This window comes from Halomonas elongata DSM 2581 (assembly GCF_000196875.2).
In the GTDB taxonomy this organism is placed as follows: domain Bacteria; phylum Pseudomonadota; class Gammaproteobacteria; order Pseudomonadales; family Halomonadaceae; genus Halomonas; species Halomonas elongata.
Map to the genome: position 1 here is coordinate 2,350,667 of NC_014532.2, position 13,824 is coordinate 2,364,490.

Below are 13,824 nucleotides of genomic sequence, written 5' to 3' on the forward strand. Positions count from 1 at the left end.
ATTTTTGCCTTGCCTGGTCATCGCTCGTCGACTTTTCAGGCAGCGCCTAGGTACGGCGTGTTGCCATGCCATGATGATCACTCGGACAACACCACCACCTCGGCAGGCTGCAACGGCGGTCGGTCGCGGTGGTGGCGAAGATCGACACCAGCCAGGGCGCTCAGCAGGATCTGCAACGGGTCGCCATGGCTCACCAGCAACACCACCTCACCCTCGTAACCTTCCTCCAGACCTTGCAGGACCGCAATCATGCGTTCGGCAACCGCATCGACGGGCTCGACGCCGAATCGTTCATGGCCCGCATCGACGGCATCCCAGGCCCAGACGTCTGCGTAGCGGGCATCTTCACCGCCTTCGAGCTCGCCGAACTCCCGTTCGCGCAAACCGGCATCCACGCTCGTGGCAATGCCGAAGTGTTCCGCCACGCGCATCGCCGTCTGGGTCGTGCGCAGAAAATCGGAGTGCACGATTCGTGTCGGCCGCGGCCAGCGCCAGGCCGACAGGACCTCGCTTACCTCTGCGCGCCCCCGGGCCGATAAGCCGAACGAGGCAATGCCCTGTACCGGGGAGCTGATGATGCGCCCCTGCCGATTGGCTTCGCTGTGACCATGGCGCATCACCAGGTAGCGATTGCGGCGGTTCGGCAAGTCCAACGGTAAAGTGTTTGACATCAATCTGAAACAAACCCTAGATTGCAAAAGAGGCTTTCGAAAAAACACATTCATGTCAATTTTCGAAAAAAGTGCCTTTTTTATAACAACAAACGTCGAGGTACGCCATGCGACGCATCCCCTCTCCTGCGGCCAGGCCTGTACTGGCTGCGTCCGCCCTGCTGCCCTTCCTGCTGGCTACCGGCCCCGCCATGGCACAGGAAGACTGCCCCCGGGGTGACCTGGATGCCATCTACTGCGACAGAGATGGCGATCTGGTCGCCGATCGGCCAGAAGACGAGTCCGAATGGGCCAATCCCGATACGCTGATATTCGCCTATACGCCGGTCGAGGATCCGGCGATCTATTCGGACATCTGGCAACCCTTCATCGATCACATGGAAGATGTGACTGGACGCGACGTACGCTTCTTCGCCGTCCAGTCCAACTCGGCCCAGGTCGAGGCGATGCGCAGCGGGCGCCTGCACGTTGCCGGCTTCTCCACTGGTCCTACGCCTTTCGCGGTCAATCTGGCGGGTGCTGTGCCCTTCGCCCTGATGGGCTCCGACGACGGGCAGTTCGGTTATACCCTGCAGCTCTATACCCATGTCGACTCGGGCATCGACGAGATCACGGATCTCAAGGGCAAGCGCGTGGCACATACCTCGCCGACATCCAACTCCGGCAATCAGGCACCGCGCGCCCTGTTCCCCGAACTCGGCATCGTTCCGGGTGAAGACTACGAGGTTCTCTATTCCGGCAGCCACGACCAGTCGATGCTCGGCGTGGTCGCACAGGACTACGACGCCGCTCCGGTGGCTTCGGAAGTCGTCGAGCGCATGGCCGACCGGGGCCTCTACGACCCTGATGACGTGAAGATCATCTACGAATCCGACCGCTTCCCGACCACCTCCTATACCTACGCCCACAATCTGCATCCCGATCTCGTCGACAAGATCAAAGAGGCCTTTTTCAGCTTCGATTTCAAGGGCACCGAACTCGGCGAAGAATTCGAAGGCGTGGAGAAGTTCATCCCGATCAACTATCAGGACAACTGGAAGGTGATACGCACCATTCAGGCTTCCAACGGTGTCGAGTATACCCCCGACAATCTGCAGTGAGCCTGTTGCTCGGTTGACAACCACGGGCGGTTCGCCAGAACCGCCCTCTATTCCTTGCGCCTTCCCGGTCGGATACTGCCATGCTCGAGATTTCCCAGCTGACCAAACGCTACGGTCAGGACGACCCGGTGCTCACCGGCCTGGACCTGACGGTTGAAGGCAACAGCGTGGTTGCCATCGTCGGCGCGTCCGGTGCCGGCAAGAGCACCATGCTGCGCTGTATCAATCGCCTCGTCGAACCGACATCCGGCTCGATCAAGCTCAACGGCCATGAGCTGGTCGGCCTGAAGGGCGCCGAACTCAGGCGCGCCCGGCGCCGCATCGGCATGGTCTTCCAGGGCTTCAATCTCATCGATCGTCTCAGCGTGATGGAGAATGTGCTCGCCGGACGCCTGGGCTACGTAAGCCTCTTCCAGGCCGTGACCCGACGCTACCCCCAAGCGGATATCGAACGGGCCTTCCAGCTCATGGAAAGAGTCGACATTGCTCACTACGCCAACAAGCGAGCCGACGAGCTCTCCGGTGGGGAGCGCCAACGTGTCGGCGTGGTCCGCGCCCTGATGCAGGAGCCCGAGGTACTGCTGGCCGACGAGCCTACCGCCTCGCTCGACCCACGCACCTCCGAACAGATCATGATGCTGCTGCAGAGCCTGGCCAGCGAGTTGTCGCTGCCGGTCCTGATCAACATTCACAACGTCTCGCAGGCCAAAACCTATACCGAACGCATCGTCGGTCTCCGCCACGGCAAGATGATCTTCGATGGCCGGCCGGCCGATTTCACCAGCGACGCTCTCGCCGCCATATATGGCGGCATCGAGGCCGCCCAGGACGAGCCTCCTGCCCCGCCAGCGACGACACGCAAGCACGAGGCGCCCCATGAACCGTTCTGACACGCCGCATACCTGGCGCAAGCCACCGTTCATCGCCAACCCGCTGCTGCGCTACGGCATCCTGGCCGTTACCGCGACCTATCTCGTCTGGGCCTTCGCCACCCTGCCGTTCAACTGGCAACGCATCGCCGAAGGCCTGCCCCGTTCCGCGCGTATCTTCGGCGGCGGCTTCCCGCCGGACTTCTCGCGTGCCGACCTGCTGTTGACCGGCTTCGTCGAGAGCCTGCAGATCGCCATCCTGGCCACCCTGCTCGGGGTCGCCCTGTCGATCCCCTTCGCCATCATGGCGGCACGCAATATCGCCCCGCTACCCGTCTACCTGCTGGGTCGGGCGGTGATCATCGTATCGCGCAGCTTCCATCCGGTGATCGTGGCAATCCTGTTCGTCGCTGCCGTGGGCTTCGGCCCTCTCGCCGGCATTCTGACCCTGACGCTCTACTCCATCGGTTTCGTCGGCAAGCTGCTCGCCGAGGAAATCGAGGAGATCGACTGGGGACAGGTGGAAGCCATTCGCGCCGCCGGGGCCGGCTATCTGGCCACCCTGATCTATGCCGTCTTTCCGCAGATCCTGCCACGCCAGGTGGGGCTGTCGATGTATCAGCTCGACAGCAATCTGCGTGCCTCCGCCGTGGTCGGCATCGTCGGCGCCGGCGGGATCGGCAGTACCTTGATGAATGCCTTCGGGCGCTACGACTACGATTTCGCCTTCGCCATCCTGCTGGTCATCATCGCCGTGATCCTGGTCAGTGAAGGCATCAGTGGCTGGGTGAGGAAACGTCTATGGTAGAAGAACAAGCAGAACACCCCGCCGACCGTATTTGGCGCCGCCATGATCGCCGCCAGCGACTGATCCGCTATGCCGTCGTCCTGACCGTGACGATGGCAGTGGTCTGGGCGGTCCATGACATCGACATCTTCTGGCCCTGGGTCTGGGATGCCCCTAACCAGATCTCGAGCCTGGGGGCACGCATGTGGCCCCCCGACCCGACACGGCTTGGCGCAATCGTCGCGGCCATGCTGGAAACCGTACACATCGCGACCCTGGCCACCATGCTGACCGTCTTCATCGCCTTGCCGGTCTCCTACATTGCGGCCCAGAACACGACACCCAATCGTGCCTGCCTGTGGCTCGGCCGCTTCATCCTGGTGGCCAGCCGCTCCGTCAACACCATCATCTGGGCCTTGCTGTTCGTGGCCATCTTCGGCCCCGGCGTGCTGGCCGGCATCCTCGCCATCATGTTTCGCTCGGTGGGATTCATCGGCAAGCTGATGGGCGAAGCCATCGAGGAGATCGACCGCCGCCCGGTGGAAGCCATGGAAGCCACCGGGGCCTCCAAGGCCAAGGTCATCGTCTACGCGGTGGTGCCCCAGGTCATGCCGGCCTTCTTCGCCATCCTCATCCTGCGCTGGGACATCAACATCCGCGAGTCCACGGTGCTGGGCCTGGTCGGTGCCGGCGGTATCGGCGTGATCCTCCAGGGCGCCATCGACACCTTCGCCTGGCCTACCGTGGCCACCATTCTCGTCGCCATCATCGTCCTGGTACTGCTCGGTGAGGCATTGACCAGCCTGCTGCGGCGCAAGGTGCTTTAGCAACGGCAACCACAGAGACGGCAACGACAGCGAACGACGACAGCACATAACGACAACAGTCAGCACGGCGGCCCTCCCATCGCCGTGGTATCCGGGGTATGCTCCGCTGGACACCCGCAGGCATCGACATGGAGGACGAGCCATGCTGTCCATCGTCATCGCGACCCTCGCCATCCTGCTCCTGGGCATCACCATCCTGGCTCGTCTTCCAGTCCACTGGTGGTGGATACGCAGCTGCGAATTTCCGCGCCTGCAGATCGCCACCCTGGCACTGCTGACCCTGCTGTTCGCTCCCTTCAGCGAGGCGCCCTGGCGCTGGCTGATCGTCTCGAGCAGCCTGGTCACCCTGGTGGTCCAGGCCTGTTACATACTGCCGTGGACACGCCTCTGGCCCGTCCAGGTCCAGCGCGCCGAGCCCGGCCATGACGAACGCTGCCTGCGCCTGCTGATCGCCAATGTGCTGACGCCCAATCGCAACGCCGAAGGCCTGATCGAACTCATCCGCCGGCACTCGCCGGATATCGTCCTGACCCTCGAATCCGACGACTGGTGGGGGCAACAGCTCGACACCGCCCTGGCCAGCCAATGGCCTCACGCCGTTCGCATTCCTCAGGACAACCTTTACGGCATGCATCTCTATTCGCGACTGCCACTGGTATCGCCGCGCGTCGAACGCCTGATCCAGGACGACATTCCGTCCATCTCGACCGGCATCACGCTGCCCTGCGGGGACGACATCCAGCTCTACGCCGTTCACCCCCGCCCGCCGGCACCCAACGAAAGCGAGGAGTCACTGTGGCGCGACGCCGAACTCCTGCTGATCGGCAAGCGCATCCATGATGCCCCCGTCCCGACCCTCGTGGCCGGCGATCTCAACGACGTGGCCTGGTCGCGCACCACCCGACTCTTCTGCCGCATCAGCGGCATGCTCGATCCACGTCGCGGCCGCGGCATGTTCAGCACCTTCCATGCGCATTACCCGGTTCTGCGCTGGCCGCTAGACCATGTCTTCTCCAGCGAACATTTCACGCTGCGCGACATGCAACGCCTGCCGGGCTTCGGCTCGGACCATTTCCCGATACTCACCACGCTCTGTTACCGCCCTTCCCGCGCCGACGAACACGAGACGCCTGACGCCGACCGCGACGAACACCGGGAAGCACATGCCACGATACGTGAGGGAAAGGAGAGGGAGCAGGAAACCTAGACAGAAACGAGTGCCCTGAAATACCAAACCCTCCGAGGCATGCCTCGGAGGGTTTTCGTACGGTTTGCCGTCAGGGTGCGACGCAGCCCGGCCCTTCGGGCATCAGCCGGTGTTGCGCAGCCCTGCGGCGATGCCGGCCATGGTCACCATCAAGGCCCGTGACAGGTCGGCGCTGATGGCGCCGTCGGCATCCCGGTTACGCTGCAGCAGCTCGGCCTGCAAACCATGCAGCGGGTCGATATAGGGGTTGCGCACCTCCACGGCCTGACGGATCAGCGGCGTATTCTCGAGCAGTTCCTGCTGGTCGAGTATCTCCAGCACGACCTGATGCAAGCGGCCGAAGCGTTCGCGCAACCGCTGCCCCAGCGCTTCCAGCGCCGGCTCGTCCACCAGGCGGTGCTCGTAATAGGCGGCAATGCTGACATCGGCCTTGGCGAGCAACATCTCCAGCATTTCCAGATAGGTGCCGAAGAAGGGCCAGCGATCGCGCATGTCGCGAAGCACCTCCAGACCACCCTCGTCTTCCAGACGTTTCGCGAAGGCCTCGCCGCTGCCCAGCCATGCCGGCAGCATCAGGCGAGTCTGGGTCCAGGCGAAGATCCAGGGAATCGCCCGCAGCGTCTCCACGCCACCATCCTGGCGACGCTTGGCCGGCCGCGAGCCGAGCGGCAAGCGTCCCAGGGCACTCTCGGGCGTCACCGAACGGAAATAGGGCACGAAGTCGGGGTCCTCGCGCACCACGCTCACATAGGTGCCATGCGCCACTTCCGCCAGACGATCCATCTCTTCCCGCCAGGCCGGTTCCGGAGTGGGCGGCGGCAGCAGCGAGGCTTCCAGGACCGCGCAGGCATAGATCTCCATGGAACGCAGGGCGATCTCGGGCTGACCGAACTTGAAGCGGATCATCTCACCCTGTTCGGTCACCCTCAGGCTGCCGTTCACCGAGCCGGGAGGCTGCGAGAGAATGGCGGCGTGGGCCGGGCCACCGCCACGCCCCACGGTGCCGCCCCGACCGTGGAACAGCGTCAGGTAGACGCCGTGGTGCCGACATACCTCGACCAGGGCCTCCTGGGCGCGATACTGGGCCCAGGCAGCCGCCAGTTGGCCGGCGTCCTTGGCCGAGTCCGAGTAGCCGATCATCACTTCCTGGCGGTCGCCCGTCAGTTCGCGGTAGCCGGGCAGCGCCAGCAGACGGTCGATGACATCCCCCGCCCGATTGAGATCGTCGAGAGTCTCGAACAGCGGCGCGATGGGCAGCCTGGCATCACCGCCGACCTCCTTCATCAACAGCGCCACGGCCAGTACGTCCGAGGGCTGCGCGGCCATCGAGATGATGTAAGTGCCGAGCGCCTCGGCATGTTCGCCGGCCGCTACCTGGAAGGTATCGAGCACCTCGCGGCTCTCGGCGGAACACTCCCAGCGCCGGGGAATCAGGGGACGGCGCGAGGCCAGTTCGGCAAGCAGGAATTCCTGGCGCTGTTCTTCATCCCACTCGCGGTAGTGGCCGAGCCCCAGCCCGTCGGTGAGCTCTTCCATGACCTGTTCGTGGCGCCCGGCCTCCTGGCGCAGGTCGAGCTTGGTCAGTGTCACGCCGAATACCGCCACGCGGCGCAGGGTGTCGAGCAGCACGCCATTGGCGATGGTGTCCAGCCCCACATCGCAGAGCGAGCGATAGCAGGTCAACAACGGCGCATAGAGCTGATCCCGGGTCTCGATGATCGGGCCACCATCGTAGCTCTTGCCATCGAGCTGGGCCTTGGCCCAGTCCCGGGTCGCCTCGACCCGCGCCAGCAGCCGCTTGAGCAGCTCCCGATAGGGCTCGGCGACATCGCCGACCTCGGCCCTGAGCGCGCTGTTGGCCTTCCACATCGACAGCTCGGTCTTGAGCTGATCGAGATCGCGCAGATAAAGATCGGCGGCCATCCAGCGCCCCAGTAACAGGACTTCGCGGGTCACCTTGGAGGTGACGTTGGGATTGCCGTCGCGATCGCCCCCCATCCAGGAGGCGAAGCGGATCGGTGCGGCGTCCAGCGGCAAGCGTTCGCCAGCGGTATCGAGCAGCAGGTTATCCAGGTCGCGATGAAAATCCGGTACCGCCTGCCACAGGGAGTTCTCGATCACCGCGAAGCCCCACTTGGCCTCGTCGACCGGCGTAGGTCGCTCGTGGCGAATCTCGTCGGTGTGCCAGGCCTGGCCGATCAGCTCTTCCAGGCGTCCCTTGGCCCGGGCACCACGCTCGGGATAGTCCGCCGAGGACTCGATGGCCGTCAGGCAATCATCGATGGCGTCGTATTTCTGGATCAGGGTACGCCGGATGACCTCGGTGGGATGCGCGGTGAGCACCAGTTCCACACGCATGTTGGCCAGGCTCTCCACCAGCTTGCGCGGCGAATGGCCTTCGCCGCGGGCACGTTCGAGCAGTTCGCCCAGTGCCGGCTGGCTGCCCGGCTTGTAGTCCTCGACCCGGCGGAAACGCGCGCGATAATGCTGCTCGGCGATGTTGGCCAGGTTGAGGAACTGGTTGAAGGCCCGCGTCACCGGCAGCAGCTCGCTGTCGGGCAGCTGTCGCAGGTACTCGATCAGTTCGCGCCGTCCATCGGCTTCCCCCTGGCGTCCCCGCTTGGCGAGCCCGCGAATCGTCTCGATACGGTCGACGAACCCCTGCCCCAGGTCATCGGCAATGGTGCGCCCCAAGCTGTCACCCAGGATTCGGACATTGTCGCGCAGTGATTCGTGCAGGTCGTGACTCATGATCGAGACTCTCCTTCTGACGATGACGTTGGCGTGGTTTCTTGTTGACAGACGTCTTGTTGATCGACTTCTCGTTGCTTGGCGACTTGCCAGTGTCGTTCCATCCGCGGCAGCCCGGCCTCGGCGAGCGGCACGCCCTCCTCGGCCAGCGCGGACTCCACATGGCGAAAACGCCGCTCGAACTTGGCGTTGGTGGCACGCAGACAGCGTTCCGGGTCGGCATCCAGGGTACGCGCCAGGTTGACGGTGGCGAACAGCAGATCGCCGATCTCCTCCCTGACATGCTCGTGATCCCCCGCATCCAGCGCTTCGGCGACCTCGTCGAGTTCCTCGCGCAGCTTGTCGATCACCCCGCGGGTATCGGGCCAGTCGAAACCGACCCGGGCGGCACGCTTGGAAAGCTTGGCGGCCCGGGACAGCGCCGGCAGGTTCAGCGGCACGTCGGCGAGTACCGAGCGAGCCTCGCGGGCATCGCGCTCCTCGGCCTTCAACGCTTCCCAGCGGGAATGCACCTGATGCGTCTGCACCTCGGCGGCACTGAGGTTCTCGCGACGCGATGCCAGAGTGCCGTCAGGGAAGACGTGCGGATGGCGCTTGAGCATCTTGGCGGTGAGCACATCGACCACGTCGTGGAAGTCGAACCGCCCCTGCTCGGCGCCGAACTGACTATAGTAGATCACCTGGAACAGCAGGTCGCCGAGTTCACCGGGCAACTCGTCGAAGGCACGACGCTCGATGGCATCGGCCACCTCATACGCCTCCTCCAGCGTATGCGGCACGATGCTGTCCCAGTCCTGCTTGACGTCCCAGGGGCAGCCCTGCTCGGGATCACGCAGCACCGCCATCAGGGTCAGCAGGTCGTCGAGTTCGTAGCGCTGCCGGCTCATGAACGCTTGCCTCCGCGTTTGCCGCCACCCTTGATCGAGTCCTTGCCCCCAGAGCGCAGGCGACGCACCTCGATGACATTGGGCAACTGCTGAATGCGCGAGAACAGCCGACCCAGGGTCTCCAGGCCATCGACCTCCACGGTGATGGCCATGCGCGCGATGCCATCGTCGGTATCGGTCAGGGTATTGACCGACAGCACGTTGACCCGATCATGGCTGAGCACTGCGGTCACGTCACGCAACAGCCCCGCGCGATCCCAGGCCTGAACCTCCATGTCCACCGGATATTGGGTGCGCGCCCGTTCGCCCCATTCCACCTCGATCACCCGCTGGGGCTCATCGAGTTGCAACTGCAGGATGTTCGGGCAGTCCTGGCGATGCACGGTCACCCCGCGTCCCTGGGTGATAAAGCCGACGATGGCCTCGCCGGGCACCGGATGGCAGCAGTTGGCCATGCTGGTCTTGAGATTGCCGACGCCCAGCACGGTGATATCGCTGTCGCCCTTGTCCGCCGAGCGACGGGGCTTGGCCAGCAGCTTGTCGAGCTGCTCCTGGCCGTCGCTTTCGCCGAACAGTTGCTGGGCCTGGTGCAGGACCTGACCGATGCGCAGATCGCCGGCACCCAGGGCGGCGTACATGTCATCGGGGCCGTTGTAATTGACCTTGTTGGCCAGCCGGGTGAGATCCATGTCTTCCACATCGAGACGCTTCATCTCGCGCTCGAAGAGTGCCCGGCCCTCCTCGAGGTTGCGGTCCCGCGCCTGATGCTTGAACCAGGACTGGATCTTGGCCCGGGCGCGCGACGTGCAGACATAGCCGAGGCTGGGGTTGAGCCAGTCGCGGCTGGGCCCGCCCTTGCTGGCGGTGAGGATCTCGACCTGCTGGCCGGTATGCAGCTGGTAGGTCAAGGGCACGATGCGTCCATTGACCTTGGCACCGCGGCAGCGATGCCCCACCTCGGTATGCACCCGATAGGCGAAGTCGATGGGCGTCGCCACGCGCGGCAGGTCGATGACGTGGCCATCCGGCGTGAAGACGTAGATGCGGTCCGGCGCCACATCGCTGGAGAGCCCCTCGCGCAGGTCGCCGAAATCGCCGACCTCCTCCTGCCATTCCAGCACCTGGCGCAACCAGGCGATCTTTTCCTCGTAACTGGCGCTGCGCGCACTGGTATCGTGCCCCTTGTAGCGCCAGTGGGCGCACACCCCGAGCTCGGCCTCCTCATGCATGGCGAAGGTGCGGATCTGGATCTCCAGCACCTTGCCTTCCGGGCCGAAGACCGCGGTGTGCAGTGACTGATAGCCATTCTTCTTGGGATTGGCGATATAGTCGTCGAATTCGTTGGGCACGTGATGCCAGCGCGAATGCACGATGCCGAGCACCGCATAGCAGTCGCTGACATCGGGCACCAGGATGCGCACCGCGCGGATATCGTGGACCTGGGAGAAGTCGATCCGCTTGCGTTTCATCTTCCGCCAGATCGAGTAGATGTGCTTGGCACGACCATCGACCTGATGCTGGATGCCCTGGGCATCCATCAACGACTTCAACGTCTCGACCACATCATGAATGTAGCGGTCGCGATCCAGGCGCTTCTCGGCCAGTTGGCGGGCAATGGCCTTGTAGTCGTCCTCGTGCAGGTAGCGGAACGACAGATCCTCGAGTTCCCACTTGAGATGGCCGATACCCAGCCGGTGCGCCAGCGGCGCATAGATATCGAAGACCTCGCGGGCCACCTGCAGGCGTTTCTCCCGCGGTGCATCGCGCACCTGGCGCAGCGCACAGGTACGCTCGGCGATCTTGATCAGCGCCACCCGCACGTCATCGATCATGTTGACCAGCATCTTGCGCAGGTTGTCCTGCTGGTCATGCTGGCTCAGCCCCTGGGTCGGCATCTGGGTCGTACTGATGGCCGCCATCTGCAGCACGCCCGATATCAGCCCGGCGACCTCTGCGCCGAAGCGCTTTTCGACCTCATCCAGCCCGAGCAGCCGCTCACGCACGGCGCGGTACAGCACCGCGGCCTCCAGCGCCGGCTGGTCGAGACGCAGCTCGCCCAGGATGTCGGCCATCTCGAGCCCCATGCGAAAGCTCGAGCCGTCCTTGAGCCAGGCCTTGTGAGGGCGTTCGGATTCCAGCTCCAGGCGCTGGGCGATATCGCAGGCCGCACGCATCTCGTCGGGCGCGCGCAGCTTGACGTCTTCCTCGAGGCGTTCGACCCAACGGCCGACATCGACCCGTCCATCGGGATCCAGCGGCTGGTCTTCCCGCACTTTAACCATCGGTTGACGCTCCTTGCTGCCGCCGCGCCGAGTCCGGATGCTCGAGCAGCAGCATGGATTCGAGATGTGAGGTATGGGCGAACATGTCGGCCACCGCACTGCGCCGGACGACGTAACCGGCGGACACGAGCCAGGCCGCGTCCCGGGCCAGGGTCGCCGGATCGCAGGAGATGTAGAGCACCCAAGGCACGGGATGTTCCACCAGTTGGCGGCACAGTGCCTCGGCCCCGCTGCGAGGCGGGTCCAGAACCAGCACCTCGGGTGCCGTGGTCGCCAGCAGTCGCCGGCAGGCCTCGGCATCGTTGAGATCGGCCTGGCGCGCCGTCACCGCCACTTGGTTGCGAGCCGCATTGCCTGCCAGGCGCTCGACCATCGCCGTACTGCCCTCCACCGCCGAGACCTCGGCTCCCTGAGTCGCCAGCGGCAGACTGAAGTTACCAATACCGGCGAATAGATCAAGCACCCGCGTTCCCGGTGCCACCGGCGACAACGCTGGCGCCAGCCAGCTCAGCGCGGTATCGACCATGCGCTGGTTGACGGCCTCGTTGGCCTGCAGGAAATCGCTCGGTTCGAGTCCCAGGACGAGCGTACGTCGCCCCGCCGTCAGCCGACAATGCAGCGCGGGGGGAGGTGTCAACCATTCGAAACGAGGCGACTCGCGACCCAGCCAGGCCCCCAGATGCAACCCCTGGGCCTCGGCGAAGGCCCGCCAGCGGCGTTGATCGGCGACATGCTCGCGCAACTGGCGCACGACCAGGGTCACGGCGCCGTCGCTGGCCAGCAGCTCCAGATGACCGACATGGCGCGGCGCCTCGAGGCTTTCGACCTGCTCGCGCAGAGGACGCAGCAGCGACGACAGCGCCGGCAGCAGCACCGGGCAGTCGTCCAGGTCCACCAGCCGGTGGCTGTGCCGGGCCCGAAACCCCAGGCGCACCTGCCCGTTGCTGTCGACACGCACCCCGATCCGGGCGCGTCGACGATATCCCTCGCCGGCATCGGCCAGCAGGGAGCTCGCTCCGGGCAGCTCGATGCCCTGTCGCGCCAGCAGCTCGCGCAGCACCTCGCGCTTGTGATCGCGCTGCGCCTCGAGCGACAGATGCTGCAGGTCGCATCCGCCGCAACTTCCGTAGTGCCGACAGGGCGGCGCGACACGCGATGCCGAGGCCGCGATGACCTCGCTCACATGGGCTTCATCGAAGCGCTTGCGGCGGCGATGCACGCTGGCCTGGACACGTTCGCCGGGCAACGCGCCCTCGACGAAGACGGTCTTGCCGTCGACGTCCCGCGCCACGCCACGGCCATCGTGGGCCAGCCCCTGAATCACCAGCTCCCGGCGGCCCTCCGAACCGGCGGAACGCTCGACGCTCGCTGGCTGTCGACGTTCCCGCAGACCGGAGACACCGGAGCGTGACCGTGCGGGCCGACGCTTGCCGAGTCCCGTCACCTCAGATCTCCGGAGCGAACAGACCGGTGGACAGATAGCGATCCCCACGGTCGCAGACGATGAAGACGATCACGGCATTCTCGACCGTTTCGGCAACGCGCAGCGCGCCGGCCAGGGCGCCTCCAGAGGAGACGCCGGCGAAGATGCCTTCCTCCCTGGCCAGGCGACGCATGTGCTCCTCGGCCTCGTACTGGCCGATGTCCAGCACCTTGTCGACCCGCGAGGCGTCGAAGATACGCGGCAGGTACGCCTCCGGCCAACGACGGATACCGGCGATGCTCGCCCCATCCTCGGGCTGCAGGCCGACGATCTCCACCTCGGGATTGTATTCCTTGAGACGCTGCGACACGCCCATGATGGTGCCGGTGGTGCCCATCGAACTGACGAAGTGGGTGATGGTGCCGCCGGTCTGCTCCCAGAGCTCCGGCGCGGTCGTCTGGTAATGCGCCAGCGGATTGTCGGGGTTGGCGAACTGGTCGAGCGGCTTGCCTTCGCCCCGGGCGATCATCGTCTCGGCCAGGTCGCGGGCCTCTTCCATGCCGCCTTCCTTGCTGACCTCGATGAGCTTGGCGCCATAGGCGGCCATGGCTTGCTTGCGCTCGTTCGAGGCGCTTTCCGGCATGATCAGCACCATCCGATAGCCCTTGATGGCGGCGGCCATCGCCAGCGCGATGCCGGTATTGCCGGACGTGGCCTCGACGAGGGTGTCCCCGGGGGCGATGGTGCCACGCTTCTCGGCCTGATCGAGCATCGACAGCGCCGGACGATCCTTCACCGAGCCGGCGGGATTGTTACCCTCGAGCTTCGCCAGCAGCGTGTTGTTGTGCCCGGCGGTGATACGCTTGAGGCGAACCAGCGGCGTATGGCCGATGGTGTCCTCCAGGGTGGGGAATTGCATGCAGCCTTCCTTATGGAAAAGTCTGTGGCCCATTATATCCTTGGCCGCCCGGACTGGACAGGCGTCCGCCCCGGCTATGGCATACTGAGCCACGACACACG

General features: G+C 64.8%; 11 protein-coding genes. 5 read left to right on the forward strand and 6 right to left on the reverse strand.

Going from position 1 to position 13,824, the window contains the following annotated elements:
* Positions 1-77 precede the first annotated feature (77 nt).
* Entirely contained in the window at positions 78-671 is a 594-nt protein-coding gene (locus HELO_RS11095; RefSeq protein ID WP_041602101.1) for a histidine phosphatase family protein, read from the reverse strand.
* Positions 672-778: 107 nt separating this feature from the next.
* Here HELO_RS11095 and phnD point away from each other — a divergent pair, with 107 nt between their 5' ends.
* The 5 genes from phnD (at position 779) to HELO_RS11120 (ending at position 5,461) form a co-directional block, all read left to right on the forward strand.
* Complete coding sequence (phnD, locus tag HELO_RS11100; RefSeq protein ID WP_013332761.1) at positions 779-1,771, forward strand: phosphate/phosphite/phosphonate ABC transporter substrate-binding protein; 993 nt, start codon at positions 779-781, stop codon at positions 1,769-1,771.
* Positions 1,772-1,851: 80 nt separating this feature from the next.
* On the forward strand, positions 1,852-2,661 hold the full coding sequence (gene phnC, locus HELO_RS11105) for a phosphonate ABC transporter ATP-binding protein (RefSeq protein ID WP_013332762.1): 810 nt from the start codon (positions 1,852-1,854) through the stop codon (positions 2,659-2,661).
* Positions 2,648-3,448 (forward strand): phosphonate ABC transporter, permease protein PhnE, encoded by an 801-nt coding sequence (phnE, locus tag HELO_RS11110; protein ID WP_013332763.1) that lies wholly within the window; start codon positions 2,648-2,650, stop codon positions 3,446-3,448. Before phnC ends, phnE (HELO_RS11110) begins: the two co-directional genes overlap by 14 nt.
* On the forward strand, positions 3,442-4,254 hold the full coding sequence (gene phnE / locus HELO_RS11115; protein WP_013332764.1) for a phosphonate ABC transporter, permease protein PhnE: 813 nt from the start codon (positions 3,442-3,444) through the stop codon (positions 4,252-4,254). The genes phnE (HELO_RS11110) and phnE (HELO_RS11115) overlap by 7 nt, the downstream gene beginning before the upstream one ends.
* Positions 4,255-4,396: 142 nt before the next feature.
* A complete protein-coding gene (locus HELO_RS11120; protein ID WP_013332765.1) occupies positions 4,397-5,461 on the forward strand; it encodes an endonuclease/exonuclease/phosphatase family protein in 1,065 nt (354 codons plus the stop codon).
* Positions 5,462-5,563: 102 nt separating this feature from the next.
* Here HELO_RS11120 and ppc read toward each other — a convergent pair whose 3' ends face one another.
* The 5 genes from ppc to cysM are packed head-to-tail and all read right to left on the reverse strand — an operon-like array spanning position 5,564 to position 13,723.
* Positions 5,564-8,212: a phosphoenolpyruvate carboxylase gene (gene ppc / locus HELO_RS11125; protein ID WP_013332766.1), complete on the reverse strand. Its 2,649-nt coding sequence runs from the start codon at positions 8,210-8,212 to the stop codon at positions 5,564-5,566.
* Positions 8,209-9,099: a nucleoside triphosphate pyrophosphohydrolase gene (gene mazG / locus HELO_RS11130; RefSeq protein WP_013332767.1), complete on the reverse strand. Its 891-nt coding sequence runs from the start codon at positions 9,097-9,099 to the stop codon at positions 8,209-8,211. The genes ppc and mazG overlap by 4 nt, the downstream gene beginning before the upstream one ends.
* The gene (relA, locus tag HELO_RS11135) at positions 9,096-11,381 is read right to left on the reverse strand and encodes a GTP diphosphokinase (RefSeq protein WP_013332768.1); all 2,286 of its coding nucleotides are present in this window, start codon (positions 11,379-11,381) and stop codon (positions 9,096-9,098) included. Before relA ends, mazG begins: the two co-directional genes overlap by 4 nt.
* Positions 11,374-12,825 (reverse strand): TRAM domain-containing protein, encoded by a 1,452-nt coding sequence (locus HELO_RS11140; protein WP_013332769.1) that lies wholly within the window; start codon positions 12,823-12,825, stop codon positions 11,374-11,376. The genes relA and HELO_RS11140 overlap by 8 nt, the downstream gene beginning before the upstream one ends.
* 1 nt (position 12,826) lies before the next feature.
* Entirely contained in the window at positions 12,827-13,723 is an 897-nt protein-coding gene (gene cysM, locus HELO_RS11145) for a cysteine synthase CysM (protein ID WP_013332770.1), read from the reverse strand.
* Between the last annotated feature and the right edge of the window lie 101 nt (positions 13,724-13,824).